Below are 26,934 nucleotides of genomic sequence, written 5' to 3'. Positions count from 1 at the left end.
CGTCCGGACCGGCCCCGAGCCCGCGCGTCCGGACCGGCCCCGAGCCCGCGCGTCCGGACCGGCCCCGGCCCGGTCCGGACGCGCGTCCGCGCAGCACGGCCCTGCGCCGCAGTACGCGCGTCCGCGCAGCACGCCCTCCCCGCACGCGGGACGCGCGTTCCCGCGGTGCGTCCTATCCCCGGTCCAGATATGCGAGCACCGCGAGCACCCGGCGGTTGTCGTCGTCGGACGGCGGCAGACCGAGCTTCCCGAAGATGTTCGAGGTGTGCTTGGCCACCGCCCGTTCGGTGATCACCATCTGCGAGGCGATCGCCCCGTTGGAGCGCCCCTGGGCCATCAGCTCCATGACCTCCCGCTCCCGGGGCGTCAGCCCGCCCATCGGCTTGTCCTGCGCGCGCCGCGACAGCAGCTGCGAGATCACCTGCGGGTCCATCGCCGTGCCGCCCGCCGCGACCCGGCGTACCGCGTCGATGAACTGGTCCGCGTCGAACACCCGGTCCTTGAGCAGGTAGCCGATCGCCCCGTTGCCGTCCGCCAGCAGCTCGCGCGCGTACAACTGCTCCACGTGCTGGGAGAGTACGAGCACCGGAAGCCCCGGCCTGGCCTGCCGCGCCGCGAGGGCGCACTGCAGGCCCTCGTCGGTGTGGGACGGCGGAAGCCGGACGTCGACCACGGCGACATCCGGCTTCAACTCGGCAAGGGCGCGGGTGAGTTCGGGCCCCGTCTCGACGGCGGCCGCGATCTCGAAGTCGTACGCCTCCAGCATGCGCACCAGGCCGTCGCGCAACAGGAAGAGATCTTCGGCTAGGACAACTCGCAAGGGATCTCCATGGTCACCATGGTGGGACCGCCCGCGGGGCTGCTGACGGCCATGATGCCGTCGAATGTACCGAGCCGGCGTTCGATGCCGCTCAGGCCGGAGCCCCCCGTGGCCACCGCGCCGCCCTTCCCGTTGTCCGTGACCGAGATGCGCAGCATCCCGTCGATGTGCTGGAGGTCCACCCAGATCCGGTCCGCGCCCGAGTGCTTCGCCGCGTTCGTCAGGGTCTCGCTCACCGCGAAGTACGCGGCCGACTCGACCGGTGCCTCGGCCCGGCCGCCCAGCTCCACGTCCACCTCCGACGGGATCGGCATCCGCAGCGCCAGCGCCCTGACCGCGTCCCCGAGACCGCGCTCGGCGAGGACCGGCGGGTGGATGCCCCGCACGAGATCGCGCAGCTCGGTCAGGGCTTCGGCGGAGGACGCGCGGGCCGTCGCCAGGAGCCGCTTGGCCTGGGCCGGATCCTTCTCGATCAGTGCCTCGATCGTGCCGAGGTTCATGCCCATGGCGACCAGCCGGGCCTGCGCCCCGTCGTGCAGATCCCGCTCGATGCGCCGCAGTTCGCCGGCGGCGGTGTCGACCGCCTCGTGCCGGGTCTCGGTCAGCCGGTCGATGCGCCGGGCCAGTTCCTGCTCGTGCGTGGGGGCCAGCACCGAGCGGGCGAGGAGGAAGTGGGCCCGCAGCAGCCGCTCGCCGAGCAGCACCCCGGTCGCGAAGAACACCACTCCGAGCGCGGCGGCGGCCAGCCCGGACGCCTGGCTGTCCACGGGGACGAACGCGTACCAGTACCGGTCGTCCGTGAAGACCCGCCACAGCCCCGCCGCCAGGACGAAACCCTCCACCGGATAGACCATCAGCGCCGACGCCAGGACCGCCAGCACATAGCCGGCCGTCATGTCGACCAGCAGCCACTGGATGTCCCGCCAGGTCGCCGGGTCCTTCAGCATCAGTGTGGTGCGCTCCACCTGCCCGGTGAACCCGCCGCGCACGTCCTTCGGCAGTGGCCGGTACGGAACGGGGATACGGACATCCGACCAGGTGACGGCCAGCAGCCGGCGCTGATTGGCATGGGCGCGGACCGCCGTCAGCACCCACGGGGTGGTCACGAGGCCGATGCCCAGCGGGATGAAGGCGATCGAGAGCACCGCCAGCACGAACAGGGTGATCGATCCGGCCAGCGCGGCGACCGACAGCACCACCCCACGCCCCGCGGCCAGCATCGCCGCTTTCACCCGTCCCCGTGTCGCGTTCATCCTGATCCCTCTCCCGTCGCCGAGCCGGCGCCTGTCCGGCCGTGATCCGCCGGACACTCCCCGGCGGGGCCGCCGTCCCGGCCCCGGTCCGTACCCAGTCTGACCCGCTGCGGGACCAGGGCGTCAGCCGTCCCGCCACCGGGTGGGGGGTGTACCTACCACCACCCCGTGACCTCGCCCCGTGTCGCGCGGAGTGGGGGCTTCGACGGCTGGGGCGGCGGGGCCGGAATTCCTAGATTCGGGGGAGTCAGGTCCGGCTACGTCTACACCAGGGGGCGAACAACGCCATGAGGCGGAATCTCGCGGCACGTATCGGCGTGTGGAGCACGCACCATCGCAAGACGGCCATTCTCGGCTGGCTGCTCTTCGTCGTCCTTGCCGCGGGCATCGGCGGCGCCTCGGGCATGGTCGAGATGACGAACGCGGAGAACGGCGCCGGCGACTCGGCGCGCGCCGAGCAGATCCTCTCCGACGCCGGGCTCGGCCACCGGGCGGGCGAACTCGTCATGGTGTCGTCGACGGAGCCCGACGGCTGGCGTACGGCGGCGAAGGAGCTCTCCGCCGCCCTCGGCAGGACCGGCGAGGTGACCGGCCTCGCGGAGCCCGTCGCCTCCGAGGACGGCAAGGACGCGCTGATCACCTTCGAGATGAAGGGCGACGCGGCCACCTCCGCCGACCGGGTGCAGCCCGTCCTGGACGCCGTGGCCGGGGTCCAGGAGGACCGGACGGACGTCACGGTCCACCAGTTCGGCGAGGCCAGCGCCGGGAAGTGGCTCGGCGATCTGCTCTCCGAGGACTTCAAGAAGGCCGAGTTCACCGCCGTACCCCTGGCGCTCGGCATCCTGCTGGTCGCCTTCGGGGCCGTCGTCGCGGCCCTGCTCCCCGTAGGACTCGCGCTGACCGCGTGCCTGGCGGCCTTCGGTCTGCTCTCGCTCGCCAGCCACCAGCTGCACCTCTTCCAGACCACGTACTCCGTGATGTTCCTGATGGGCTTCGCCGTCGGCGTCGACTACTGCCTGTTCTACCTGCGCCGTGAACGCGACGAGCGGGCCGCGGGGCGCGATGCCGAGACGGCGCTGCGCATCGCCGCGGCGACCAGCGGCCGGTCGGTGCTCGTGTCGGGGCTGACCGTCATGGTCGCGATGGCCGGCATGTTCCTGTCCGGACTCCTGCTGTTCAAGGGCTTCGCCCTCGCCACGATCATCGTCGTGTTCATCGCGATGATGGGCTCCGTGACGGTCCTGCCCGCACTGCTCTCCTGGCTGGGCGACCGGACCGGCGCCGGACGGGTGCCGCTGCTGAACCGCCGTCACAGGCGGGGCGGGAAGGAGAGCGGCAGGATCGCCGGGAAGCTGCTGCGGCCCGTCCTGGCCAGGCCGAAGTTCTTCGCCGCCGCCTCGGTCGTCGTGCTGCTGGTGCTTGCCGCGCCCGCCCTCGGCATGAGGACCGAGTCGCTCGGTCTGGAGAAGCAGTTCGGATCGGACTCCCGGCTCTCCGTCGCCTACCGCCACATCAACGAGACGTTCCCCGGCGGCCCCGCCCCCGCCCAGGTGGTCGTCGAGGCGGACGACATCGGGGCACCCGCCGTACGCGAGGCACTCGCCGGCTTCGACAAGGTGACCGTCCACCGGGACCGGAACGTCGCGGAGATCGAGGTGCCGCTGCCCGACGGCAGGGCCGGCCTGACCGAACTGCGGGAGGACCGGCTGCCCGCCGCGTTCGACGGCACGGGCGCCCATGCCTACGTCACCGGTGAGGTGGCCGGGTCCGTGGACTTCAACGACCAGCTGAAGCGCGGCATCGCGCCCGTCTTCCTCTTCATCACCGCCGTGACCTTCCTTCTGATGCTGTTCTGCTTCCGCAGCTATGTCATCGCCGTGACCTCGATCCTGCTCAACCTGCTCTCGGTGGCCGCCGCGTACGGCGTGATGACCGCCGTGTTCCAGCACGGCTGGGGCGCCTCGCTGATCGGTTCGGAGGGGGTCGGCGCGATCGAGTCCTGGATGCCGCTGTTCGTCCTCGTGGTCCTGTTCGGACTCTCGATGGACTACCACGTCTTCGTGGTCTCCCGGATCCGCGAGGCCCACGGCCGGGGACTGACCACCCGGGCCGCGATCGACGAGGGCATCCGGCGCACGGCCGGCGCGGTGACCGGTGCGGCCGTGATCATGGTGGCGGTGTTCGCGGTCTTCGGGACGCTGTCGATGCAGGACATGCAGCAGATGGGCGTCGGCCTGGCCGTCGCGGTGCTGCTGGACGCCACCGTCGTACGGATGGTCCTGCTGCCCGCCGTCATGGCGCTGCTCGGCGAGCGGAACTGGCGCACCCCGCGCGCCCTGCGCCGCCTGCCGGACCTGAACCACGGCGAGCCGGAGCCGGAGCGCGCGGGGGAAGCGGCCCCGGTGATGCGCGGCTGACCCCGGACGTGCGGGACGGGCCGGTGCCGCACAGCCGGTCACGGAAGAGCGGGACAGGTCCCGGCCGCGGTACATGCCGCGGCCGGGACCCGTCCCGCGTGGGATCAGGGCGCGTACTTGTAGCCGACGCGCCGCACCGTCTGGATGGACCGGCGGTGCTCGGCGCCCAGCTTGCGGCGCAGCCGGGCGATGTGGACATCGACGGTGCGGCCGTCGCCCACATGCCCGTAACCCCAGACCGTGGTCACCAACTGGTCGCGGGTGTGCACCCGGTGGGGATGCGCCACCAGATGGGCCAGGAGCTCGAACTCCAGGTAGGTGAGGTCGAGCGTGTTCCCGTTCACCGCGGCGGTGCGCTGGACGGAGTCGATCCGCACCGGCCCGGCACCCCTGTCCTCCAGCACCTCGGGCACCACGTACTGGGCGGCCGCGGCCGCGGCCGCGATGGCCGGCTGCTGGTCGGCCGGGACGAGCACCAGATAACCGACCATCGGCGGCCGGCCCGGCAGCGCCGGCAGGGTGTGCTGGGGGGCGGGCAGCCAGGTCGCGCCCGGAGTCAGGAACGCGGAGACGTCGGCCGGGCGGACGACCTCGTCCCGGGCCACGGCCCGCAGCCGGTGCCGGTTGGGGGAAGGGGGACGGGCGGAAGCGGTCGCAGCGGTCGCCGACGGCGCTGCGGTGGCAGCGACTGCGGCGGAGAAGGTACGGGTGTTCGCCATGAGGGTCAGCTCTTTCGCGCGAGGGAGTCGTCTGTGGACGGACTTGCTTCGTGCGCGCGGACCGAAGACCGGGGTGAGCGGTGTTAGAGGGCCTGCGCGTTCCACGCGCGGCAACACACCCGGTCGAAGTCATGATGCTGACGGGAAGGCCAGAACGGCTCGAGGTCGCTGCGACCTGTCGAGGTGTGCTGGATGCTGGCCATGCCCCCCATTGAACCAGAGAACAGGGCGGGGGAGCAGGCCTCTTCCACCCGTCGATACGGACCCTTTGCCATGGATGGCACCCCGCCCTCAGCCCACCAGCCGTTTCCGCCAGTCCAGGCCCGTCAGTTCGATCGCCCGGTCCGGCGAACCGTCCCACTCCACGGTCAGTCCGGCCTCCCCCAGCACGGCCGCCACCTCCCGTCCCACCGCCGCGGACGTCCCGGCCGATTCGTCGAACCCGCCGTAGTACAGGGTCAGTCCGCCCCCGGCCGCGGCCCGCTCCGTACCCTGGGAGTGGAAGAAGACGAAGCCCCGGGCACCGTCCCGCCCTTCCGCCCAGATCTCACCGACTCCGCACGAACGGCAGCACGTGAAGTGCTCCCTGGCGGTGATTCCCCGCCCGTCCAGCACGGCGAACGCCCGCTCCAGACGGTCCGGATCCGTCACGTCCGCCCACTGCCGCTGCTCCTCGACACGCTCCATCCACAGCCGCTCCACCAGCAGCCGCGCCTGCGCGAGGGTCACCGGGTGCACGCCGTCCTTCACGAGGTAGTCCTCAGCCGCCGCGGCGAGATCCTCGATTCCGCCGTACCCCCCGCGCAGCAACTCCCGTACCCGCTCGGCCAACTGCTCGTGGATCTCCGCCGCGATCTCCGGTACGGGCTCCGGTTCCGGCAGTCCGGCGCTCTCCCAGCCGATTCCCGCGTCCCATCCGGCCTCCTGCCGGGCCCAGCGCGCCATCAGCGCGGCAACCTCGCCGGGTGTCTCCACGAGGGCGCGGACATGGGTGGCGGCGCCCCCGGCGCGGTGCTCCACGTCGTACGCACCGCCGCCCTCGCGCCACACCTGGATGAACGTGCCCGGGATATCCGGTATTCGCTGCACGACCAGGAAGCGGTCACCGGCCATGCCGATCCGGCGCACCAGTCCGTCGAGCTCCTGGTCCGAAGGGCGGGTGTGTGTCTGCTGTCTCTCGGCCGAGACCTTGATTTCGAGCATGCGGCCAGACTGGCACACCGCACTGACAGTGCCCCGAACGCGCACAGGGGCGCCCACCGGAGTCCGCGGACCACGGTGGACGCCCCTCGTACGGACGGACGGCCGCTGCCGGGGGATCAGACCTGGTCGGCCTTCTCCAGCGCGGTGCAGCAGGTGTCGACGATCAGCCGCGTGACGACGTACGGGTCGACGTTGGCGTTCGGGCGGCGGTCCTCGATGTACCCCTTCCGATCCTGCTCGACCTGCCACGGGATGCGGACCGAGGCACCCCGGTTGGAGACGCCGTAGCTGTACTCGTTCCACGGGGCGGTCTCGTGCAGACCGGTCAGCCGGTCGTCGATGCCCGCGCCGTAGTTCTTGACGTGGTCCATCGGCTTCGAGCCCTCACCGAGCGACTCGGCCGCGGTGATGATCGCCTCGTAGCCCTCGCGCATGGCCTTGGTGGAGAAGTTGGTGTGCGCACCCGCGCCGTTCCAGTCGCCCTTGACCGGCTTCGGGTCCAGCGTCGCGGAGACGTTGAAGTCCTCGGCGGTGCGGTACAGCAGCCAGCGCGCGACCCACAGGTGGTCGGAGACCTCCAGCGGGGAGACCGGACCGACCTGGAACTCCCACTGGCCGGGCATGACCTCGGCGTTGATGCCGGAGATGGCCAGGCCCGCCTTGAGGCAGTTGTCGAGGTGCTTCTCGACGATCTCGCGGCCGAAGATCTCGTCCGCGCCGACACCGCAGTAGTAGCCGCCCTGCGCGGCCGGGAAGCCGCCCTCGGGGAAGCCGAGCGGCCGGTGGCCGTCGAAGAAGGTGTACTCCTGCTCGATGCCGAAGATCGGCTCCTGGCCGGCGAACTGCTCGGCGACCGGACGCAGTTCGGCCCGCGTGTTGGACTCGTGCGGGGTCATGTCGATGTTGAAGACCTCGCACAGGACCAGGATGTCGTCCCCGCCGCGGATCGGGTCCGGGCAGGTGAAGACCGGCTTCAGTACCCGGTCGGAGGCGTGGCCCTCGGCCTGGTTGGTGCTCGACCCGTCGAAGCCCCAGATGGGCAGCTCCGCCACATCGGACGACGGGACACCGGGCATGATCTTCGTCTTGGAACGGAGCTTGGCGGTCGGCTCGGTGCCGTCGATCCAGATGTACTCAGCCTTGAACGTCACGGAAGCCATCCTTTGCGGGTGCTGCGGTCTATGCAGCGCAGCTTCGCAAGACGCGATTTCCCGGCCGTTGCTCTCGTGTGAACCCCGTGTTACCGACGTTTCCCGCGCGAGAACGAGGCTGTGGAGGGCCGTGCGGGGGGCCGTGCGGCCCCTTAACGGCCGCGGTGCCGCAGCAGCGACTCGAAGCCCGCGGCCCGGATCCGGCGTACCAGTTCCTCCTGGCCGGTTCCCAGCGCCGCCGCCGCGCGCGGCAGCATCCATTCCGCGTCGGCGAGCTGCTGGAGCAGGTGCCCGCGCCGGATCTGGGCATCGGACAGCCGGAAGGTCTTCAGATAGGCGACCCGGCCCTTGTGGTCGGTGATCGTCTCGCCGATGTGCTGCCCGCCCCGGTTGCGCAGGAACGGCGGCAGGAACCGCCACAGCGTGAACGACTCCATCCGGTACACCCGCTCGAAGCCGTACGAGGTGTCCACCAGCTCCCGGGCGAAGACCGCGTCGTGCGCCGCCCCCCACTCCCGCTCCTGCCGCAGCGCCGCGGCCCGCAGACCGGCGAGCGTCCGCAGCCCCGGGCCGTCCGCGATCCGGACGGCGTGCTCGTCCACCGGGGCGCCGTACATCGCGTACTGGTGGACCAGCTCCCCGTACAGGTCCTCGACCAGCGTCGGGTGCAGCAGCCGGTAGTCCTCGGGATGCGGCACCACGAAGGCGGCGGCGAGCGCGTCGGCCGTGTACACCATCACCCCGCACTGACCGGGATGGATCTCGAACACCCGCAGCGCGTCACCGAGCCCGCGCACCGACCACCCCAGGTACGCGTCCTCCGCGCGCGGCGAAAGACCCTCGCGCAGCGCGTCGCGGGACCACTCCTCCCAGGCCGTCGACGGGCCCCCGAAGTGCAGCGCGAGATAGCCCTCCATCGCGAGATGCAGCGGCAGGAAGCGCAGCCGGTTCCCCGGCTGCCGCTTGGCCATGCGGTGATGACGGTGGCGCGGCAGCACGACGGTCCTGGCAGGGGCGGCGCCCGCGCCCGGACTGCTCAGCTGCGTCCCGTACGCGGCGGTGTTCGCCCCCTCGCCCGTCCAGTCCGCGACGAACCCGTGCGGGATGTACGAGGAGTAGTGCGTACGCGGGCCCACCTCCACCAGGCCCGTCCCGTACCCCTCGTACACCTCCCGGTGCAGCCGCAGCCCCTCCACCGGTGTCTCGCGCACCAGCGGCACGAGCCGGACGCCGCCCCACACCTGCGACGGGCGGGTGGTGAGCCCGCTCATTTCGAGCCTGTTCACAGCGGTCCTCCCCCGGGGCCGTCACCCACGAACCGGGCGACCTGCCGGTCCAGATACGCGTAGAGCTCGGCGGCCCCGGTGCGCCCCTCGGAGAACTGCGCGATCTCCACCAGCGCGGGCAGGTCCTCCGCGTCCCGGATCCCGGCGGTCGGCACGGCGGACGACAGCCGCCGCACATCGAAACCGCCCGCGTCGTATACAGGGTTCACATGGACCACCGCCGTGTGCCGGTCCGGGTCCAGCCCGGCCCGCCACACCCGCAGCACCTCGCCGGCGAGCCCCGGCGGGGCGTTGTCCCATCCGTCCGAGACGATGACCAGCCGGTCGGGACCGTGCTCCAGGGCGTCCAGGACGCGCATACCGAGCGGCGTCGGCCCGCGCGGCGCGACCAGCAGCGGATCCTTCGCGCCGGAGGTCCACAGCGGGACGTACGCGCCGGGAGCGGCGAGCGCCTCCAGCAGGAAGTGGCAGGCCAGCGCCACCGCGAGCGGACGGCGCCGCTTCTCGCCCGAACCGGACGACGAGTAGCTGTCGTCGAGCACCGCGGCGACCCGCCCCCAGCCGCCCGCGTGCGGGCCCGCGGCCCGGCGGGCCGCGGTGCGCAGGGCGAGGGTCAGTTCCGCGCGATGGCGCAGGCGCGGCTCCGTGCCGAACGACAGGACGTACAGCGCGAGCCGGGTCAGCGGCATCACGGTCAGATCGACGCCTGCCGCGGGCTCCTGCCGGTCGGCCGGACCGCGCTGCGCCTGGGTGCGCAGCCGCTCCAGCCGCGTCATCCGGGGCGCCATCCGCTCCAGGAGCACCTCGCGCTCCATACCGCGCCGGGCGGCGAAGCCCTCGGCGACGGTGAACGGCAGCTCGTCGTAGGCGCCCTGCTCGTAGTGGGCGCGGCGCCAGGCGTCGAGCAGCCGGTGCCGGTAGCGCGGCAGCTTTCCGGGCCGGAAGAGGAAGGCCCCCAGCTCGGTCTCCGACGCGTCGGTCGGCGGCGCGCCGGGCACGGCGTCACCGTCGTCGAGCCTGAGATGCGCATGGCGGACCGCGGCCTTCAGCCCCGCGCGGTACTTCACCGCGTCGTGCGCCGGATCGGGCCGCGCCGCCACCCACTCCCGCATGATCGCCCGGGTGCGCCGGTTGTTGACCCCGGCCCGGCGCAGCTCCCGGAACAGCCGGTAGACGCGCTGCGGCGGCAGCTTCGCCAGCCGGGCCGCGATCAGCCGGCCCTCGGTGCGCTTCTCCTCGGGCGAGGCGTCGGCGGCGTGCTCCAGCAGACTCCGCACGATGCGCGCGGAGTTGTGGTCGTTGATGTCCAGGGCGAGCGAAGCGGCGTACACCCGGCGGTAGTTGACGCGTACGTACGCGTGCAGGAAGTCCAGCGAGAGCTGCTGCTGCCGAGCCGCCGAGTGGAACTCGCGCTGCCCGGTCGCGGTGACGGCCGCGTTGACGAAGAGGAGCACATCCTCGGCCGCGACCCGCTCGGCTCGGTTCTCGGTCGTCATCCTTGATTCCCCGTGGTGTTCCGAGAGGCGGTGCGCGCAAGCGGAAGCCGGCCGGGGAATGGGGGCGCGAACAGCGAAATTATTGCTTCAGAGGCAAGTCCCGGAAGTCGCACCGGAGTCCCGCGGCCGGCCCCGCCAACGTAACCGCCCGCCCGCCGCCGGCGCCACCCCGTTTGCACGGCCCTGGCGGCTTCGTCAGCCCAGGCGGCCTCGGTGGTCCCGGCAGCCCCGTGGGCCCTGTGGCGCGCGGCGGTCCCATGGGTCCGTGTGGCCCCATGGGTCCGTGTGGTCCCGGCGGTCCGTGTGGTCCCGTTGGTCCCGTTGGTCCCGTTGGTCCCGTTGGTCCTGTCGGTCCTGTCGGTCCTGTCGGTCCTGTCGGTCCTGTCGGTCCCGGCGATCCTGTCGGTCCCGGCGGTCCCGTTGGGCCCGGTGGTCCATGGGGGCCGGCGGTCCCATCGGCCCCGGCCGCGCACCGGGCACACTGGTCCCATGACGACACCCGCATCGCCCCTGCGTATCGGCCTGGTCGGTACGGGCCCCTGGGCCCGTAACACCCATGCCCCCGCTCTGGCCGCCCACCCCGGTGCCGTGCTGAGCGGGGTGTGGGGGCGGCGGGCCGGGGCGGCCGGGGAGCTGGCCGCCGCGCACGGCACCACCGCGTACTCCGGTGACGCGGGACTCGACGAGCTCTTCGCCGCGAGCGATGCCGTCGCCTTCGCCCTGCCGCCGGATGTCCAGGCCCCCCTGGCCGCACGGGCCGCGGCGGCCGGCTGCCATCTGCTGATGGACAAGCCGGTGGCCACGACGGTCGAGGGCGCACGTGAGGTCGCCGAGGCCGCCGGGCGGGCCCGGGTGGCCTCGATCGTCTTCTGCACCCTGCGCTTCGCCCCGGAGACCGCTGCCTGGATCGCCGAACAGCAGGCCTGCGGCGGCTGGTTCACGGCCAACGCCCAGTGGATCGGCGCCCTGTGGGCACCGGGCGCGGACAGCGAGTACGGCGCGTCCCCCTGGCGCCGCGAGAAGGGCGGCCTGTGGGATGTCGGCCCGCACGCGCTCTCGGTCCTCATCCCGGTACTCGGCGACGTCACCGCCCTGACCGCCGCCGCCGGTCCCTCCGGCACCCACCACCTCGTCCTGCGCCACACCTCCGGCGCCTCCAGCACGGTCACGCTCACGCTGGCGGCGCCGGTGGCGGCGGCAGGGGTGGGGATCGAGCTCAGGGGCGAGCACGGCGTCGTCCGGCTGCCCGGCTGGGACGGCGCGGTCGCGGCGTTCGCGGCGGCGGTGGACGCACTGGCCGCATCGGTGCGTACGGGGGAGGCGCACCCCTGCGACGTACGGTTCGGACTCCGGCTGACGGAACTGCTCGCGGAGGCCGAGGCACAGTCGGGCGGCTGATGCCCAGCCGGACGCGCGGCCGATGGACACCCGACGCGCGGCCGAGGGACAGCCGGACGTGCGACTGAGACGCGGCCGGACGGGGCGAGGCGCGGCCGGGGCGCGGGTCCTGCCGGGCGCCGGTCAGCGTCCCAGCGCGTCCCGGACCGCCTCGTCCGTGCGCGCGACCACGGCCGTGCCGTCCTCGGCCGTGATGATCGGCCGCTGGATCAGCTTCGGGTGCCCGGCGAGGGCCGTGATCCAGCGCTCCCGCGCATCCGCGTCACGCGGCCACTCCTTGATCCCGAGCTCCTTCGCGTCCGCCTCCTGCGTCCGCGTGATGTCCCACGGCTCCAGCCCCAGCCGGCCGAGCACGGCCCGGATCTCCTCCGGCGACGGCACGTCCTCCAGGTAGCGGCGCACGGTGTAGTCGGCACCCTCCGCGTCGAGCAGGGTCAGCGCGCTCCGGCACTTGGAACAGGCGGGATTGATCCAGATCTCCATGGGGCCAAAGATACGCGATGGACCCTCGAAAACCCCTCTGGCCAGGGGCGATTGTCAGTGGTGGGCAGTAAAATAGGGGTAGTTCGTGAGGGTTCCACCACCGCGCCAGGAGGTTGCCAATGGCCGTAGCCGCAGTCACGACCAAGCCGCTCCACACACCCCTGAAGAAGAAGGCGCTCCCCGCCGGCCGTCCCCGTGAGTGGTACGTCTCCCACAATCGCCGGCTGAAGGCCATGCGCCTGGCGATCGCCCTGCTCGACACCGGTGTCTACCACCCGTCGAGCGCGAGCAACGCCCGGATACGCACGGCCGCCGAGCGCCTTGCCATCCACCCGCCGTCCGACACCACCTGCCGCATGGTCCGCGCGCTGATCCGCTACGGCCGCTGACCGGAAGTCCGTCCGCCAGGGACCGCGCCCCCGGGAGACCGGGGGCGCGGTCGCGTCTCAGAACCCGTCGCACGAGGCGGTGGCGAAGGCTCCGGAGGCCCTGGCGGTGCGGCGGGTGCCGTCGTCCACCGTCACCGAACAGGCCACGTCACCACCGGACTTCCCGAGCGTGACGACGAACGAACCACCGCTCATGAACCCTTTCGTGTCCACCTCCCCGGCCCACGGCAGGCTCCGCAGGGCCAGCCGCGCGGTCGACAGCTCCTCGCCCTTCCAGGTGCTGTAGGTCAGCGTCACGTCATCTGCGGCGCCCGTGACCTCGTACCGGATGTGCACGGTGCGCGCACTGTCCGCCGAGACCTCACGGGCCAGCACCGCCGAGACCGCGCCGACCCCGAGTGCGAGCAGCACGAGGATCATCAGCACCACCCACGGCCACAGCCGCCGGCGCGGAGGCGGCGGAGGCGGATCGCGGGGTGCGGCCTGCTCGCTCATCCCCCCAGCTTCGGTGGCGCACGCCCCGCCCGCGACCCCGCCGACGCTCCCTCACTCGTCCGGCCCGCACCGCATGCGCCACCACCGGCCGGAGCCTTGACTGAGGGCGACGGACAAGTGCTGGGAGGCGCGATGACGGTGCGAGGCCTACGGGGCGCGGCCGCGGTACTGGTGGCGACGACGGTGGCGTTCACGGCATCGGCGTGCTCGGACGACGGGGACAGCGCGTCCAGCACGGCGTCCAAGGCGGCCTCGGCCGCCTCCTCCCTCGCCTCCGAGGGCGCCGACGCGGTCGCCTCGGCGACGGCCGCCGCCGGGGACAAGCTGAACAGCTTCAAGGACGGCGTGAACGCGGGCGACGACGTCAAGGCGGATGCCCCGGTCGCCGGCAACGACGGGCACGTCACCTCGAAGATCACCGTGACGAACAGCACCGCCTCGACGCAGTCCTACGCCGTGCAGATCAACTTCGAGGACAAGAGCGGCAATCTGCTCGACGTGGTCGTGGTGACGGTCGACGACGTGGCCGCCGGGAAGACGAAGGACGCCACGGCCCGCAGCAACCGCGCGCTCGAAGGCGACGTCAAGGCCGAGGTGGGCACGGCACTGCGGCACTGACGACGGGGCGGGCGGCACCGGAAGGCGTTGATCGGGGCCGCCGCGGCCGCGTACCGTGCGCGCCATGAGTGACACCCAGGCACCTGACACGGCAAGGCGGTTGCGGGCGGTCACCGGTGAGCTGACGGAGCTGTTCTACGAGCGGGACGAGGTCGTCCGGACGCTGGTGGTGGCGATGCTGGCCGGTCAGCACGCGCTTGTCCTGGGGCCTCCCGGCACCGCGAAGTCGGAACTGGCGCGTGAGCTCACGAGCCGGATCCGGCAGGCGAACTACTGGGAGATCCTGCTCAGCAAGTTCACCGCGCCGACCCGGATGTTCGGCCCGATCGACGTGGGCGCGCTGAGCCGGGGCGAGTACCGGCAGATCTTCGACGGCCGGGCGACGACGGCGCACATCGCCTTCATCGACGAGATCTTCAAGTGCTCGACAGCGGCACTGAACGAGACCCTCGGACTGCTCAACGAGCGGATCTACCACCCGGAGAACGGGGGCGAGCCGATCCGCTGCCCCCTGATCAGCGCCATCACCGCGTCCAACGAGCTGCCCACCGGCGACGAGAGCGCGGCGATCTACGACCGGCTGCTCGTCCGGCTCGAAGTCGGGTATCTCGCCGACCCGTCCAACTTCGCCGGGCTCGTACGCTCCGCCGTCGCCGCCCCGGTCACCCGCACCAGGACCACGGTGGAACTGGCCGAGCTCCAGCACGCCGTGACCGGCGCCGTGCCGGCCGTGGGCGTCCCTGACAGCGTCGTGGACGCCGTGTGCACCCTGCGGGCCGCCCTGCGCCGCAAGGAACTCATCGCCTCCGACCGCCGCTGGCGCCAGTCCGTCCGGCTGCTCCAGGCGAGCGCGTTCCTCGACGGCCGGGAGGAGGTGGGGGAGAGCGACCTGTCGGTCCTCACCCACGTCCTGTGGGACTCGCCCGCCGAACGCCCCACCGTCGAGCGCGAGGTGCTGCACCTCGTCAATCCCGACGCCAGGGAGGCACTCGACCTCGCCGACGCCATCGAGGAGCTGGAGGCACAGCTCGACGCGAAGGCCGGTCAGTCCCGCGAGGCCCTGAGCGACTGGGCGATCAGGGAGGCCATGACCAAGCTCAACAGGGCCGGCCGGCTCCTGGAGAGGATCCACCAGGAAGCCCGGACCGCCGGACGCTCCACGACCGCCGTCGAGCAGGTGATCATCCGCCGGCGCGCCGTCCACGCCCGCGTCCTGACCGAGGCGCTCGGGGTGGACGCGAGCATCGTGCAGGCCCGGCTCTGAACGGCGGGGGAGCGGACGTGCCCACGGCCGTGAACGGCGCCGGCGAGCCGGCCGCCCGTGCGGGGAAGCGGCTCGGCCCTGCCACCGCCGGGCCGCCGGCCACCGCCGTGGTGTGCGCCGACCGGTTCGACACGATGGCCTGGCGCGAGGTCCACGACGGGGTCACCGGCCTCCGGGACCTCGTACACAGCCTGAACGCACGCCACGACCACACCGAGGACCTGGTGGCGGACGTGTTCCTGGCCCTCAGCAAATCCGGCCCGCGGCTGCGCGAACAGGGCGCCATGGACCCTTCGCGCCTCGTCAACCACCTGGTCGTCACGGCCCTTGCGGACAGCCCGGAGTTCGCCGGGCTGAGCCGCGAGACCACCGGCGACCCGTACGCCGCCGCCGGGGCGGTCCTCGCCCTCTCCGACGCCCTGCGCCGGATGCTGGAGCGCACCAGGGACGCGGCGGAGCGGACTGCGCGGGCCGAGGAAGCGGCGCGGAACGAGGACACGGCGAAGGCGGCCGTCGCCGAGGCACGCCGGCAGGCCGCAGCGCGGACGGAAGCCGACGGCACCGTGCCGGACGAGGCGGCCACCGCCCTGACACACGCGGTCAGGGCGGCCGAGGCCGCCGGTGCCGCCGCGCAGCAGGCGGCCCAGTCCGCCGGACAGGCGGTGGCCGCGGCGGCTCCCGGGGTTCGTGCGGCGGCACGGAAGGCGGCGGCCGAGGCCGCCTGGCAGGCCCGCGAGGAGTCGGAGCTGATGCGCGCGTGGGGCGTGGGACCGGGCGAGCTGGAACGGATGCCGTACGGCGAACGGGCCCGGCTCGCCGAACGGCTGCGCGCGGGCCGGCTGGGGGCGTTCGCGGATCTCATCGGCAGGTTCCGGCAGATGGCGGCCGGGGAGCGTGCCCGCAAGGTCGAGCAGGCCCGGGGCGAATACGTCGGCATCACCCTGGGCGACGACCTGTCCCGGCTCATCCCCTCCGAACTGGCCAACCTCGGCCTGCCCGCCATGCGGAGCGTGTTCGCCGCGAGGTTCGCCGAGTCACGGCTGATGCTCTACGACAGCCGAGGCGAGGAGACGACGGGCAAGGGCGCCATCATCGCGTGCGTCGACTGCTCGTACTCCATGGAGGACCCGGGGCCCGGCGGCGTCACCCGGGAGGCATGGGCCAAGGCGTGCGCCCTGGCCCTGCTCGACCAGGCCCGCCAGGCGCGTCGCGACTTCGTCGGCATCCTGTTCTCCTCCGACGATTCGGTGAAGGTGTGCCGCTTCCCGGCCTCCCGGCCCGCCGCGATCGCCGACGTGCTGGACTTCGCCGAGCACTTCTTCGGGGGCGGCACCGAGTTCCGTACCCCGCTGGCGGCTGCGGTCAGGCTGCTGGACGAGGAGTTCAACACCGAGGGACGCCGACGCGGCGACATCGTGATGATCACCGACGGCGAGTGCGACATCAGCGAACAGTGGATGCGCAGCTGGAACGAGGCCAGGCACTCCCTCGGCTTCCGTACCTTCGGTGTGGCCGTCGGCGCCCCGCAGGCCACCGGACCCGGCACGGTCCTGGACGCCCTGTGCGACAACCTCCGCGGCATCGACGACCTGACCGACACCCACGCCGCCGGCGACCTCTTCCGCATCATCTGAAACTGCCCTTCCGGCCGGCTTGGGTTTCAGTGGTGGCAGACACTCCACCACTCCATGACAGGCACCACGGCAACACGGGAGCACACCATGAGGATCCACCTGACCAGCGTCTTCGTCGACGACCAGGAGAAGGCCCTGCGCTTCTACACGGATGTGCTGGGCTTCCTGAAGAAGGACGAGGTCCCGCTCGGCAAGGACCGCTGGCTGACCGTCGTCTCGCCGGAGGACCCCGACGGGACCGAACTCCTCCTGGAGCCCGACGGCCACCCCGCGGTGAAGCCGTACAAGACCGCGCTGGTCAAGGACGGCATCCCGGCCGCCGCCTTCGCCGTGGACGACGTCCACGCGGAGTTCGCCCGGCTGAGCGGACTGGGGGTGCGCTTCACCCAGGAGCCGATGGAGGCGGGACCGGTGACCGTCGCGGTCCTGGACGACACCTGCGGCAACCTCATCCAGATCATGCACAGCCACTGACGGCGGGCAGGACCCGGGCGCGGACGCCGTGTGCCCGGTCTCCGGCCTCCGGGCGGCGGCGGGCCCGAACGCGGGAGGGCCGCGACCCCGGTCACGGGGTGGCGGCCCTCATACGAGGACGTGTGCGGCGACTTCCCGGAGTCTTTTGCCGCACTCGATGAAGAGGTCGAGATCCCGATCTCCCGTGAAGGCGACGAGGCCGTCACGGCAGTCCAACATCGAGCTGGCGCCTTGGTGTTGCTGCACTTCTGAGGGGCAAATATGAGCCTGCCGCGATCGTGGGTCACCTGGTATCGGATGTGCGCTGCCTTCGCTGTCCAGTCGACCGCTTCGGGCCCGAAGCCGAACACTTCTCCCTGGCGTAGACCGAGCCCTCGACCGACATCCGGCACTGCCTGGAAACGGCGGGGGAGGTGTTCGCGCAGTGTGGTTACTTGGTGGCTTTCGAGTGGAACCTTCTTGGCTGACCGCCTAAGTCGCTGTCACCGACTGTTCGGCCGACCGCCACGCTCGGCGATTTCTAGCCACAAGCTCTCCGCGCTCTTGCCTCGCCCAGACCGTGAGGGTGATGGTCGTGCAAGACGGTGCAATCGGCTCGACACCGGAGGCAGGCATGGAATTACGGTTCATCGGGATCGACCCCGACACGGGGCAGCAGGGTTCGCCCACCGTGTGGGTCGACGAGGAGAGCGCCGAGCTTGTCTTCCAGGGCTGGAAGCCGGGCCCAGAACTCGAAGCCGAGTGCGCCGCAACCGAAGCGCCCGGGCATGTGGTCGGGATCCCGGAGGGTGAGGCTGTCGTCCGGGTTCCGGCTCGCATGGTCGCGATGATCAGGGAGGCATGTGATGTCGCAGAGCGACGCGCCAGGCTTTGAAGAGCTCCTCGCCGCAGCACGTCATTCCGCGTGCCACCTGGAAATGCGCGACGTGTACGGGGTCGGCGACGAGGCAGACGACTTCAAGCGCTGGGAGCGGAGAGGCGAACGTGACACCGACCCCCAGTCGGAATACTGGACGCCGTGGGTCGACCTGATCGGCCGCACTACGGCCCGGGGTGTCGCCATGCGCCGGGCGCGCATCGTTTCCGAGCCCGTCACTCCGTACATCAGGTACGAGCACGCAGGCGCCTCCGTCAACGTGCACGCGGGTGAAGACGTGCGCTGGCTTCCCCGCCGCCAAGCCTCGGACATCGCTCTGCCGGGCAATGATTTCTGGCTCTTCGACCGCACCGCCGTCCTGTTCAACCACTTTGCAGGCGATGGGAATTGGAGCGAGCCCAAATGGGAGGTGTGCACCGAGCCGGCCGTCGTCCAGCTTGCGGCGAGCGCCTTTGAGACGGTGTGGGAGCGCGGCATCCCGCACGAGAAGTACACCCTCTGATCAGCGCGACCGAAGAGCCGGCCACATGACAGCATCACCCTTGTCCGCCGCCCAGGCCGCCCGTGAGCGCCTCGCGGTGATACTGCGGGACATCCGGCGCGACGCCGGACTCTCCGGCGAGGAGCTGGCTCTTCGGTGCGGCTGGAGCCCGTCGAAGCGATCCAGGATCGAGAACGCCAAGACCCCGCCCTCGGACGCGGACGTGCGGGACTGGTGCGCGGCGTGCGGCGCCGACGATCAAGCTGCCGACCTGGTGGCCGCCAACCGGCAGGCCGACCAGATGTACGTGCACTGGAAGAAGCTGCACCGGCACGGAATGCGTCGTGCCCAGGACGAGGTACTCCCGCTGTACGCCCGCACCAGACGCTTCCGGATCTACTGTTCCAACGTGGTGCCGGGCATCTTGCAGACCGAGTCCTACGCGACCGCGCTCCTGTCGACGATCGCCCGCTTCCAGGGCACCCCCGACGACGCTCCGGAGGCCGCGGCCTCCCGCATAGAGCGCTCCGGAGTCCTGCACGAGGGAGATCACCGCTTCGCTTTCCTGCTCGAAGAGACGGTGCTCCGGTACCGCCTCGGTCCGGCCGAGACGATGGCTTCCCAACTCGGCTACCTGCTCGCCGTCATGGCGCTGCCCAACGTCAGCCTCGGCATCATCCCCATCGACACCGAGCGCCGGATGTGGCCGCTGGAGGCCTTCTACATCTTCGACGACCGGCAAGTGAGTTCCGAACTGCTGACGGCCGCCGTGAACGTGACCGCGCCCAGCGAGGTCGCGGCCTACGCGAAGGCATTCGGGGAAATGGGCAAGGACGCCGTCTACGGAGCCCCCGCAAGAGCGCTCATCTCCGATGTGATCAGCGCCCTTGAGTAATTCGCATGCAAGGTCGTGCAAGAAGGTAGAGCGCGGTATCCGGCCGCTCCTAGCGTCATCTGTATGGCGATCAGCATCAGCGTGTGCACGGTCCGCAGCGACGGAACCCGCACCGAGCCACGCACATTGTACGCGGGCGAGGGCGGCCCTCCGCTGACGGCGGGCGCGATGTCGATGTGCCAGTGCCACCGCTGCAAGGCCACAGCCTCAGCGTTCCCCACCAAGCGAAGGGACCGCACGACGTGAGCACAGCCCTTGAGCCCCGCACCGCACCCACTGATGTCCGCGACCCGCGTGACCTCCTCAACGCGGCACAACCGCACGTGACGCACCTGACGACCAACGTCTTTGACAGCGGCATGACCCTGTGGGATCGCGAGATCGCCCTGCTGCTGCGCGACAACGAGATGGTTCGCGACATGGCCGAGCGCATCCTCGGCAACGCCGTGATGTACATGATCACGTCGATCGAGCGCCCCGACTGGCACCTCGGCGTCGGCAAGCTCGTCGACAAGGGAGTGCACCAGATCTACCTGGACACCCCCGTCCTGTTCGCCTTCTTCGCCGCCTACAACAACGGCGAGTTCAAGCACCACGCACCATTCATCCAGCGCCGCCGCGACGGCATCGTGCTCCGCACCGCCGACATGCTGCGCGCCAACGGGTTCAACCCCGACGAGGAGCTGTGGTCCGTGGACGGCTCCGGCTGCTCACCCTGTGACAACAAGGTGCCCGACTCCCACTGACCCCACCGTCGAGCAACCCCACGGCGGGACCAAAGACCCCGCCGGCCATCGGGACCGACGTCCCGCCGTGGGGCAGACAGCCGGCCCAACGCACAGAGGAAACCCGTTGCCCGCACAGCACGACATCGGCGCCGAACGAGAACTCTGGGACACCTACGCCGAGAGCGCCTTCAAGCCGGACGCAGAGCCCTCCTTCTGTTGGACCCAGTACACCGGCCACGGGCCCGGCCCCGAACTCCTCGGCACGCCCGCCACGGTCCTGGAGATCGGCTGCGGCACCGGCCGCGCCCTGGCCCATCTCGCGGAGCAAGGCGTCAAGGCCACCGGCGTGGACCTGTCCCCGATCATGGTGGGTAGGACCCGAGAGCGTTGGAGGGGCACCGGGGCACGCTTCGAGTGCGCCGAAGTCCTCGACTACCTCAGCGACCGCGACCACACGTACGACGCGATCTACTCGATCTTCGGTGCCGCCTGGTTCACCGACCCGGCCAAGCTCTTCCCTCTCGTCGCCAAGCGTCTCAACCCCGGCGGCGTATTCGCCTTCTCCCACCCACCGGCGATCCCCGGCGCCTACGGCCCCCAGGGCATGTACAAGGGCGGCTTCGCCGGGCCCGCCATGTTCACCTACCGCTACAGCTACACGCCTCGCCGATGGCAGAGCTTCCTTTCTCGGTCGGGCTTTGCCCAGGCACAAGCGTCGGTCCTCGACGCACCGACAACCGGGCACATCGGCACGCTGATCGTGCAAGCGAGACGCTAAGCGCGTACGAGGCGTTCGTGGGAGGCCTACGGTCACCGAGACACTGCCTCGCCAGGCATGACTGAGCCCCGCCACTCTCCCGGGAGAGTGGCGGGGCTCATGTTCTGGATAACTGACTGACAGTCAGCTATCGGGCGATCCGGTACACGCCCGGTACGCACGAGGATGGAAAGGACCAGCGACTGGTGAGAAACACTGAGAAGTGTTTACCCAGCTCAGGGCGGGTTTCCCGTCTATCTGCCCGGGTGGCCGGATCATGGGGTCTAGAGGTCGAAGTACAGCTCGAACTCGTGCGGGTGCGGGCGCAGCTGGATCGGGGCGATCTCGTTCGTCCGCTTGAAGTCGATCCACGTCTCGATCAGGTCGGCCGTGAAGACGCCGCCGGCGAGCAGGTACTCGTGGTCCGCCTCCAGGGCGTCCAGCACGGCCGGGAGCGAGGTCGGGACCTGCTGGACGTTGGCGTGCTCCTCGGGAGCCAGCTCGTACAGGTCCTTGTCGATCGGCTCCGGCGGCTCGATCTTGTTCTTGACGCCGTCCAGGCCGGCCATCAGGAGGGCCGCGAAGGCGAGGTACGGGTTGGACGACGGGTCCGGGGCGCGGAACTCGACGCGCTTGGCCTTCGGGTTGGAGCCCGTGATCGGGATGCGCATCGCGGCGGAGCGGTTGCGCTGCGAGTACACCATGTTGACCGGGGCCTCGAAGCCGGGGACCAGACGGTGGTAGGAGTTCACCGTCGGGTTGGTGAAGGCCAGCAGCGACGGGGCGTGCTTCAGGATGCCGCCGATGTAGTAGCGCGCCATGTCCGAGAGGCCCGCGTAGCCCTGCTCGTCGTAGAACAGCGGCTCGCCGCCGGCCCACAGGGACTGGTGGACGTGCATGCCCGAGCCGTTGTCACCGAAGATCGGCTTCGGCATGAAGGTCGCGGTCTTGCCGTTGCGCCAGGCGACGTTCTTCACGATGTACTTGAAGAGCATCAGGTCGTCGGCCGCGGCGAGCAGCGTGTTGAACTTGTAGTTGATCTCGGCCTGGCCGGCGGTGCCGACCTCGTGGTGCTGGCGCTCGACCTGGAGGCCGTTCTTGTCCAGCTCCATGGAGATCTCGGCACGCAGGTCGGCGAAGTGGTCGACCGGCGGGGTCGGGAAGTAACCGCCCTTGTACCGGACCTTGTAGCCGCGGTTGTTGTCCTCCGAGCCGGTGTTCCAGGCGCCCGCTTCGGAGTCGATGTGGTAGAAGGACTCGTTCGCCGAGGTCTGGAAGCGGACGTTGTCGAACACGTAGAACTCGGCCTCGGGGCCGAAGAACGCGGTGTCGGCGATGCCGGTGGAGGCGAGGTAGGCCTCGGCCTTCTTGGCCACGTTCCGCGGGTCACGGCTGTACTGCTCGCCCGTGATCGGGTCGTGGATGAAGAAGTTGATGTTGACGGTCTTGTCGCGGCGGAAGGGGTCGACACGGGCGGTCGACAGGTCCGCGCGCAGCGCCATGTCGGACTCGTGGATGGCCTGGAAGCCGCGGATCGAGGAGCCGTCGAAGGCGAGCTCCTCGTTCGGGTCGAAGACCGCTGCCGGGATGGTGAAGTGCTGCATCACACCGGGCAGGTCGCAGAACCGGACGTCGATGAACTTGACGTCTTCGTCGGCGATGTACTTCTTCACGTCGTCGGCGTTCTGGAACATCCAACTCCTCCTACTCCCGGCCCGGGAGGGACGGGGTTGCAGCTCGTTGTGCGGCCAGTGCGGTGGCACACGCTGGACCCGACCATAGGCAGACCGGATTTCTCAAGCATGACCCATTTGTTTCGCCGAAGTTAACCGGGCCGGGTGTGAGCGGCGCCTCGTGTCCGGCGTGACGGCCGGTTCCCACCGCGTTCCGGACCGGTTTCGGTGCGGTGTCCCGGGCCGTGCCCGGCCCCCGCCCGGCAGGGGGCACGGGCGGGCGCAGTACCGTGGTCGGGTGGACAACAGGCAAGCAATCGGATCGTGGCTCTCCGGGCCGCGCGCGGCCGCCGAGGAGATGGGCGCCGACTTCGGGTACCGGGGCAAGCGGCTCGGGCTTCCCGAGCAGGGACCGGGCGCCATGGCGCCGCTCGGCCGGCGCTTCGGCGCGATCTTCGTCGACTGGGCGCTGTGCATGCTGATCGCATACGGGCTGTTCGCTCGCGGTGACCAGCAGGCGACCGGGAACTGGGCGCTCGGCATCTTTCTCGTACTGAGTGTGCTCACCGTAGGCACCATCGGCTGTACGCCCGGCAAGCGCCTGATGGGCATCAAGGTCGTCGCCGAGGACGGCGGGCGCCTGGGATTCGGACGGGTGCTGGTGCGCAGCGTGCTGCTCTGCCTGGTGATCCCGGCCCTGGTCTGGGACCGTGACGGCCGAGGGCTGCACGACCGGCTGGCCCGCGCCGTTCAGATCCGTCTCTGATCCGTATCCGTATCCGTATCCGTATCCGGCACGGGGGCGAGCCGTGTGCCGCCCCCGTACCCGGGCCGACGGCGTAACGGCGGCGTCCCGCACTTACGCGACACCACAGCGACGACCGGTCGGCCGTCGGCCGACGAGAGGACCGACGGCCGACCGGTCGACGAAAGAGGACCGACGGCCGACGAAAGAGGGCGGGCCGCGAACCCGATGGTTCGCGGCCCGCCCTCTTCGTGCGTTCTCTCAGTCCGCTCAGCGCATCTTTCCGCCGCGCGGCATCCGCATGCCCTTGGGCATGGGGCCCTTCGGCAGCGGCATGTTGCTCATCAGGTCACCCATCGCGCGCAGCCGGTCGTTGGCCGCCGTCACCTGCGGGCCGGACAGGACGCGCGGCAGCTTCAGCATCTTGGTGCGCACCTTCTTGAGCGGCACCTGACCCTCGTCGTTGCCGACGATGATGTCGTGCACGGGTACGTCGACCACGATGCGGGCCATCTTCTTCTTCTCGGCCGCGAGCAGGCCCTTCACCCGGTTCGGGTTGCCCTCGCCCACCAGCACGATGCCCGCCTTGCCCACGGCACGGTGGACGACGTCCTGGTTGCGGTTCATCGCGACCGCCGGCGTCGTGGTCCAGCCGCGGCCCACTCGGTCCAGCACGGCCGCCGCGGCGCCGGGCTGTCCCTCCATCTGCCCGAAGGCGGCTCGCTCGGCACGGCGTCCGAAGACGATCGCCATCGCGAGGAGGGCGAGCACGAAGCCCAGGATGCCCAGGTAGATCGGGTGGTCGATCAGGAAACCGATCGCGAGGAGGACACCGAAGGTGACGATTCCCACACCCGCGACGACAAGACCGATCTTGGAGTCGGTCCGCCTGGTCATCTTGTAGGTCAGGGCGATCTGCTTGAGCCGCCCCGCGTTCTCGGCGCTGTCCGCGCCTTCAGTGGATTTTGCCTTCCTCGCCATGCAATGAAGTTTACGTGGCCTGGGAACGGTGGTCGGCCACGGCCTCCAGTACGTACTCGGACTCGACCCGGTCCTTGGCCCGGCGGCGGTCCTCGAGGACCGCCGTCCAGGCGTTTCGGCGGGCGGTTCGCTGGCCGCTGCTCAGCAGCAGCGACTCGACGGCGCGGAGGGCGTCGGTGACGGACGGAAGGGCTGTGGCGCGTACCGGCACGGCCTGCATCGTGGAAGTCCCCTCGGAACGGGTGCGCTCACCGGAGGGTGCCCGGCGGGCGGAGTGTGCTGCGCGGACTGGATACGGGACACGCGGGGGCGACGGCGGATGCGGGATCCACCGCGCTGCGTGTATCCAGGGTCACCGCTCGGTGTTACCAGCGCATGACCGGTCGGTCAAACACCAATGAAACCTTGATACGGGCGCCGCGCACGCCGACGCGGCCCATACGCGCCTCCGGCCTGCGAGGAGCGCACGGGCCGCGTCGGATCAGCCGTTACTGCTCAGTATCTTCTTGTGCCCGAATTCACACGGGCCGGGTCACGCGGTCGGCGCCGGGGCCACCGCGCCGCGCCGCTCCATGGCCTGCTGGAACAGCCGGCCCGCGCGGTACGAGGAACGGACCAGCGGCCCGGACATCACACCCGAGTAGCCGATCGCGTCGGCCTCCTCCTTCAGCTCCACGAACTCGTGGGGCTTCACCCAGCGCTCGACCGGGTGGTGGCGCGGGGTCGGCCGCAGGTACTGCGTGATCGTGATGAGTTCGGTGCCCGCGTCATGCAGGTCCTTCAGCGCCTGGCTGACTTCCTCGCGGGTCTCGCCCATGCCGAGGATCAGGTTGGACTTGGTCACCAGGCCGGCCTCGCGGGCGCGGGTGATGACCTCCAGGGACCGCTCGTAGCGGAAGCCGGGGCGGATCCGCTTGAAGATCCTCGGCACCGTCTCCACGTTGTGGCCCAGCACCTCGGGGCGCGAGGAGAAGACCTCGGCGAGCTGCTCGGGCACCGCGTTGAAGTCGGGGATCAGCAGCTCGACCTTGGTGTGGCCGCCCTCCCGCTCCGCCGTCAGCGCGTGGATCTGGCGTACGGTCTCCGCGTACAGCCAGGCGCCACCGTCCTCCAGGTCGTCGCGCGCGACGCCCGTGATGGTGGCGTAGTTCAGGTCCATCGTGACGACCGACTCGCCCACGCGGCGGGGCTCGTCCCGGTCCAGCGCCTGCGGCTTGCCCGTGTCGATCTGACAGAAGTCACAGCGCCGGGTGCACTGGTCGCCACCGATGAGGAACGTGGCCTCGCGGTCCTCCCAGCACTCGAAGATGTTGGGGCAGCCGGCCTCCTGGCACACCGTGTGCAGGCCCTCGCTCTTCACGAGCTTCTGCAGCTGGTTGTACTCGGGGCCCATCTTCGCCCGGGTTTTGATCCACTCGGGCTTGCGCTCGATGGGGGTCTGGCTGTTCCGGACCTCAAGGCGCAGCATCTTGCGCCCGTCGGGTGCGACAGCGGACACTCCGGCACTCCCCTTTGCTTTCCCTGCATTGGATTCTTCGGCGAACACCAGGGTACGCCCGTAGTTCAGACGGCTTTACGTCTGCCCAACCTGTGGCCGACAGGGCCTATTCCCGGAGGAGCGCTCCGAGGGTCAGGCCGTGGCCACGGCATCGTCTCTGCCCCCGACCGTACGCGGGGCGAGGTCGGCGTTCTCCAGGATGTCCCGGAGGTGCTTCTCGGCGACCGGGAGCACCTCGGCGATCGTGATCTCGCGGCCGAGTTCGTAACTGAGCGAGGTGACCCCGGCGTCCCGGATGCCGCACGGCACGATCCGGTCGAACCAGGTGGTGTCCGGGTTCACGTTGAAGGAGAAGCCGTGCATGGTGACGCCCTTGGCGACCCGGATGCCGATCGCGGCCAGCTTCCGGTCCTCGCGGCGCTGGCCGGCGTTGGACGGGGCGTACTCGGGGCCGTTCAGCCGGGCGTCGAACTCCTCGTCCTGCAGCCGGGGGTCGAAGTCGAGCGAAAGGCCGCCGATCGCCGGGCGCTGTTCGACCGGATCGCCCAGCACCCAGACACCGCTGCGGCCCTCGACCCGGCTGGTCTCGACGCCGAACTCGGCGGCCGTACGGATCAGGGCGTCCTCCAGGCGGCGGACATGTGCGACGACGTCCACCGGACGCGGCAGCTTCTGGATCGGGTAGCCGACCAGCTGGCCCGGACCGTGCCAGGTGATCTTGCCACCTCGGTCCACGTCGATGACCGGGGTGCCGTCCAGCGGGCGCTCGCTGTCGGCCGTCCGCCGGCCCGCCGTGTAGACGGGCGGGTGCTCCAGCAGCAGGCAGGTGTCGGGGACGGTGTCCTCGAACCGTGCCGCGTGCACCTCGCGCTGCTTCTGCCACGCCTCCTGGTAGTCGACGGCGTTCTCGCCGAATCCCAGACGGACGAACCGAAGCTCAGTCACGGAAGCAGCCTCTCTACTTGCGGTGCCGGGCTCGGGGGATGTCCCCGGCGGTCACGTCACCATGCAACGAATCGCACCTCCGGCCACTGTACGACCGGCGTCGGAGCGGGGGCCCGGCAGGTGGTTCCCGTCAGCGCCGCCTCAATCCTCACACGATCGGATGAATGTGAAGCGATGGCGGCCGGGGTTGCCTCGTGGGCCGCTAAATTCGCGCCGTTCCCCAGGGCCTGCCCAGCACCGTGACGCCGCGGGGA

Annotated in this window: 27 protein-coding genes; 13 read left to right on the top strand and 14 right to left on the bottom strand. The window is 70.7% G+C overall.

What is annotated here, in order from left to right:
* Positions 1–172: 172 nt before the first annotated feature.
* Positions 173–820, bottom strand: coding sequence for a LuxR C-terminal-related transcriptional regulator (locus ACZ4LX_RS09595; protein WP_467634509.1), 648 nt, complete (start codon positions 818–820; stop codon positions 173–175).
* Positions 805–2,073: a sensor histidine kinase gene (locus tag ACZ4LX_RS09590; protein WP_467634512.1), complete on the bottom strand. Its 1,269-nt coding sequence runs from the start codon at positions 2,071–2,073 to the stop codon at positions 805–807. Before ACZ4LX_RS09590 ends, ACZ4LX_RS09595 begins: the two co-directional genes overlap by 16 nt.
* A 287-nt stretch (positions 2,074–2,360) precedes the next feature.
* Between ACZ4LX_RS09590 and ACZ4LX_RS09585 the strand changes: the two genes are divergently transcribed.
* Positions 2,361–4,490 carry an MMPL family transporter gene (locus tag ACZ4LX_RS09585; protein ID WP_467634515.1) on the top strand — a complete coding sequence of 710 codons (2,130 nt, stop codon included), beginning with the start codon at positions 2,361–2,363 and terminating at the stop codon, positions 4,488–4,490.
* 104 nt (positions 4,491–4,594) lie between these two features.
* Here ACZ4LX_RS09585 and ACZ4LX_RS09580 read toward each other — a convergent pair whose 3' ends face one another.
* The 5 genes from ACZ4LX_RS09580 to ACZ4LX_RS09560 all read right to left on the bottom strand — a co-directional run bounded on the left by ACZ4LX_RS09580 (position 4,595) and on the right by ACZ4LX_RS09560 (position 10,345).
* Positions 4,595–5,209, bottom strand: coding sequence for a winged helix-turn-helix domain-containing protein (locus ACZ4LX_RS09580; RefSeq protein ID WP_467634518.1), 615 nt, complete (start codon positions 5,207–5,209; stop codon positions 4,595–4,597).
* Between the two features lie 291 nt (positions 5,210–5,500).
* The gene (locus tag ACZ4LX_RS09575; protein WP_467634521.1) at positions 5,501–6,412 is read right to left on the bottom strand and encodes a DUF6891 domain-containing protein; all 912 of its coding nucleotides are present in this window, start codon (positions 6,410–6,412) and stop codon (positions 5,501–5,503) included.
* Between the two features lie 116 nt (positions 6,413–6,528).
* Positions 6,529–7,563, bottom strand: a complete 1,035-nt coding sequence (glnII, locus tag ACZ4LX_RS09570) for a glutamine synthetase (protein ID WP_467634524.1) — start codon at positions 7,561–7,563, stop codon at positions 6,529–6,531.
* Positions 7,564–7,715: 152 nt separating this feature from the next.
* A complete protein-coding gene (locus ACZ4LX_RS09565; RefSeq protein WP_467634527.1) occupies positions 7,716–8,849 on the bottom strand; it encodes an ARPP-2 domain-containing protein in 1,134 nt (377 codons plus the stop codon).
* A complete protein-coding gene (locus tag ACZ4LX_RS09560; RefSeq protein WP_467634530.1) occupies positions 8,846–10,345 on the bottom strand; it encodes a hypothetical protein in 1,500 nt (499 codons plus the stop codon). The genes ACZ4LX_RS09565 and ACZ4LX_RS09560 overlap by 4 nt, the downstream gene beginning before the upstream one ends.
* Before the next feature lie 489 nt (positions 10,346–10,834).
* On the opposite strand from ACZ4LX_RS09560, the gene ACZ4LX_RS09555 reads away from it, so the two are divergent.
* Positions 10,835–11,743 carry a Gfo/Idh/MocA family protein gene (locus tag ACZ4LX_RS09555; RefSeq protein ID WP_467634533.1) on the top strand — a complete coding sequence of 303 codons (909 nt, stop codon included), beginning with the start codon at positions 10,835–10,837 and terminating at the stop codon, positions 11,741–11,743.
* Between the two features lie 123 nt (positions 11,744–11,866).
* Here the strand turns inward: ACZ4LX_RS09555 and ACZ4LX_RS09550 are convergent, their stop codons facing one another.
* Positions 11,867–12,226, bottom strand: a complete 360-nt coding sequence (locus ACZ4LX_RS09550; RefSeq protein ID WP_467634536.1) for an arsenate reductase family protein — start codon at positions 12,224–12,226, stop codon at positions 11,867–11,869.
* Between the two features lie 119 nt (positions 12,227–12,345).
* On the opposite strand from ACZ4LX_RS09550, the gene ACZ4LX_RS09545 reads away from it, so the two are divergent.
* Complete coding sequence (locus tag ACZ4LX_RS09545) at positions 12,346–12,615, top strand: hypothetical protein (protein WP_467634539.1); 270 nt, start codon at positions 12,346–12,348, stop codon at positions 12,613–12,615.
* Positions 12,616–12,672: 57 nt separating this feature from the next.
* Here the strand turns inward: ACZ4LX_RS09545 and ACZ4LX_RS09540 are convergent, their stop codons facing one another.
* A complete protein-coding gene (locus ACZ4LX_RS09540; protein WP_467634542.1) occupies positions 12,673–13,110 on the bottom strand; it encodes a hypothetical protein in 438 nt (145 codons plus the stop codon).
* 132 nt (positions 13,111–13,242) lie between these two features.
* Here ACZ4LX_RS09540 and ACZ4LX_RS09535 point away from each other — a divergent pair, with 132 nt between their 5' ends.
* From ACZ4LX_RS09535 to ACZ4LX_RS09495, 9 genes are all read left to right on the top strand, one after another.
* On the top strand, positions 13,243–13,728 hold the full coding sequence (locus tag ACZ4LX_RS09535) for a hypothetical protein (RefSeq protein WP_467634545.1): 486 nt from the start codon (positions 13,243–13,245) through the stop codon (positions 13,726–13,728).
* Positions 13,729–13,792: 64 nt separating this feature from the next.
* The gene (locus tag ACZ4LX_RS09530; RefSeq protein WP_467634550.1) at positions 13,793–14,992 is read left to right on the top strand and encodes an AAA family ATPase; all 1,200 of its coding nucleotides are present in this window, start codon (positions 13,793–13,795) and stop codon (positions 14,990–14,992) included.
* Between the two features lie 17 nt (positions 14,993–15,009).
* Positions 15,010–16,626, top strand: a complete 1,617-nt coding sequence (locus tag ACZ4LX_RS09525) for a VWA domain-containing protein (protein WP_467634553.1) — start codon at positions 15,010–15,012, stop codon at positions 16,624–16,626.
* Positions 16,627–16,713: 87 nt separating this feature from the next.
* Positions 16,714–17,100 (top strand): VOC family protein, encoded by a 387-nt coding sequence (locus tag ACZ4LX_RS09520; RefSeq protein ID WP_467634555.1) that lies wholly within the window; start codon positions 16,714–16,716, stop codon positions 17,098–17,100.
* Positions 17,101–17,713: 613 nt separating this feature from the next.
* A complete protein-coding gene (locus ACZ4LX_RS09515; protein ID WP_467635701.1) occupies positions 17,714–17,974 on the top strand; it encodes a hypothetical protein in 261 nt (86 codons plus the stop codon).
* On the top strand, positions 17,946–18,479 hold the full coding sequence (locus tag ACZ4LX_RS09510; protein WP_467634558.1) for a DUF6879 family protein: 534 nt from the start codon (positions 17,946–17,948) through the stop codon (positions 18,477–18,479). Before ACZ4LX_RS09515 ends, ACZ4LX_RS09510 begins: the two co-directional genes overlap by 29 nt.
* Before the next feature lie 25 nt (positions 18,480–18,504).
* Entirely contained in the window at positions 18,505–19,353 is an 849-nt protein-coding gene (locus ACZ4LX_RS09505) for a helix-turn-helix domain-containing protein (RefSeq protein ID WP_467634561.1), read from the top strand.
* Positions 19,354–19,595: 242 nt separating this feature from the next.
* Complete coding sequence (locus tag ACZ4LX_RS09500; protein ID WP_467634564.1) at positions 19,596–20,099, top strand: hypothetical protein; 504 nt, start codon at positions 19,596–19,598, stop codon at positions 20,097–20,099.
* A 106-nt stretch (positions 20,100–20,205) separates the two neighbouring features.
* A complete protein-coding gene (locus tag ACZ4LX_RS09495) occupies positions 20,206–20,859 on the top strand; it encodes a class I SAM-dependent methyltransferase (protein WP_467634567.1) in 654 nt (217 codons plus the stop codon).
* Between the two features lie 263 nt (positions 20,860–21,122).
* Here ACZ4LX_RS09495 and glnA read toward each other — a convergent pair whose 3' ends face one another.
* Positions 21,123–22,532, bottom strand: coding sequence for a type I glutamate--ammonia ligase (glnA, locus tag ACZ4LX_RS09490; RefSeq protein WP_467634570.1), 1,410 nt, complete (start codon positions 22,530–22,532; stop codon positions 21,123–21,125).
* A 277-nt stretch (positions 22,533–22,809) separates the two neighbouring features.
* Between glnA and ACZ4LX_RS09485 the strand changes: the two genes are divergently transcribed.
* Entirely contained in the window at positions 22,810–23,277 is a 468-nt protein-coding gene (locus ACZ4LX_RS09485; RefSeq protein ID WP_467634574.1) for an RDD family protein, read from the top strand.
* Positions 23,278–23,526: 249 nt separating this feature from the next.
* Here ACZ4LX_RS09485 and ACZ4LX_RS09480 read toward each other — a convergent pair whose 3' ends face one another.
* The 4 genes from ACZ4LX_RS09480 to lipB form a co-directional block, all read right to left on the bottom strand.
* On the bottom strand, positions 23,527–24,237 hold the full coding sequence (locus tag ACZ4LX_RS09480; protein WP_467634577.1) for a DUF4191 domain-containing protein: 711 nt from the start codon (positions 24,235–24,237) through the stop codon (positions 23,527–23,529).
* Positions 24,238–24,247: 10 nt separating this feature from the next.
* Positions 24,248–24,457, bottom strand: a complete 210-nt coding sequence (locus ACZ4LX_RS09475) for an SCO2195 family GlnR-regulated protein (RefSeq protein ID WP_467634580.1) — start codon at positions 24,455–24,457, stop codon at positions 24,248–24,250.
* A gap of 312 nt (positions 24,458–24,769) precedes the next feature.
* Positions 24,770–25,735: a lipoyl synthase gene (lipA, locus tag ACZ4LX_RS09470; protein WP_467634583.1), complete on the bottom strand. Its 966-nt coding sequence runs from the start codon at positions 25,733–25,735 to the stop codon at positions 24,770–24,772.
* A gap of 132 nt (positions 25,736–25,867) precedes the next feature.
* Positions 25,868–26,680, bottom strand: a complete 813-nt coding sequence (gene lipB / locus ACZ4LX_RS09465; protein ID WP_467634585.1) for a lipoyl(octanoyl) transferase LipB — start codon at positions 26,678–26,680, stop codon at positions 25,868–25,870.
* Positions 26,681–26,934 lie beyond the last annotated feature (254 nt).

The sequence above is a fragment of the Streptomyces sp. NPDC026062 genome, assembly GCF_055568375.1.
The sequence above is the reverse complement of the archived record's forward strand: the minus strand, read 5'-3'. Positions and strand labels throughout refer to the sequence as shown.

Excerpts from the sequence above, each read along its gene's own strand:
- ACZ4LX_RS09530 (WP_467634550.1), top strand. The coding sequence starts at position 13,793 with ATGAGTGACACCCAGGCACCTGACACGGCAAGGCGGTTGCGGGCGGTC.
- ACZ4LX_RS09510 (WP_467634558.1), top strand. The coding sequence starts at position 17,946 with ATGTCGCAGAGCGACGCGCCAGGCTTTGAAGAGCTCCTCGCCGCAGCA.
- ACZ4LX_RS09555 (WP_467634533.1), top strand. The coding sequence starts at position 10,835 with ATGACGACACCCGCATCGCCCCTGCGTATCGGCCTGGTCGGTACGGGC.
- ACZ4LX_RS09515 (WP_467635701.1), top strand. The coding sequence starts at position 17,714 with ATGGAATTACGGTTCATCGGGATCGACCCCGACACGGGGCAGCAGGGT.
- ACZ4LX_RS09505 (WP_467634561.1), top strand. The coding sequence starts at position 18,505 with ATGACAGCATCACCCTTGTCCGCCGCCCAGGCCGCCCGTGAGCGCCTC.
- ACZ4LX_RS09535 (WP_467634545.1), top strand. The coding sequence starts at position 13,243 with ATGACGGTGCGAGGCCTACGGGGCGCGGCCGCGGTACTGGTGGCGACG.
- ACZ4LX_RS09520 (WP_467634555.1), top strand. The coding sequence starts at position 16,714 with ATGAGGATCCACCTGACCAGCGTCTTCGTCGACGACCAGGAGAAGGCC.
- ACZ4LX_RS09590 (WP_467634512.1), bottom strand. The coding sequence starts at position 2,073 with ATGAACGCGACACGGGGACGGGTGAAAGCGGCGATGCTGGCCGCGGGG.
- ACZ4LX_RS09560 (WP_467634530.1), bottom strand. The coding sequence starts at position 10,345 with ATGACGACCGAGAACCGAGCCGAGCGGGTCGCGGCCGAGGATGTGCTC.
- ACZ4LX_RS09580 (WP_467634518.1), bottom strand. The coding sequence starts at position 5,209 with ATGGCGAACACCCGTACCTTCTCCGCCGCAGTCGCTGCCACCGCAGCG.
- ACZ4LX_RS09585 (WP_467634515.1), top strand. The coding sequence starts at position 2,361 with ATGAGGCGGAATCTCGCGGCACGTATCGGCGTGTGGAGCACGCACCAT.
- ACZ4LX_RS09540 (WP_467634542.1), bottom strand. The coding sequence starts at position 13,110 with ATGAGCGAGCAGGCCGCACCCCGCGATCCGCCTCCGCCGCCTCCGCGC.
- ACZ4LX_RS09480 (WP_467634577.1), bottom strand. The coding sequence starts at position 24,237 with ATGGCGAGGAAGGCAAAATCCACTGAAGGCGCGGACAGCGCCGAGAAC.
- glnA (WP_467634570.1), bottom strand. The coding sequence starts at position 22,532 with ATGTTCCAGAACGCCGACGACGTGAAGAAGTACATCGCCGACGAAGAC.
- ACZ4LX_RS09545 (WP_467634539.1), top strand. The coding sequence starts at position 12,346 with ATGGCCGTAGCCGCAGTCACGACCAAGCCGCTCCACACACCCCTGAAG.
- ACZ4LX_RS09475 (WP_467634580.1), bottom strand. The coding sequence starts at position 24,457 with ATGCAGGCCGTGCCGGTACGCGCCACAGCCCTTCCGTCCGTCACCGAC.
- ACZ4LX_RS09575 (WP_467634521.1), bottom strand. The coding sequence starts at position 6,412 with ATGCTCGAAATCAAGGTCTCGGCCGAGAGACAGCAGACACACACCCGC.
- ACZ4LX_RS09550 (WP_467634536.1), bottom strand. The coding sequence starts at position 12,226 with ATGGAGATCTGGATCAATCCCGCCTGTTCCAAGTGCCGGAGCGCGCTG.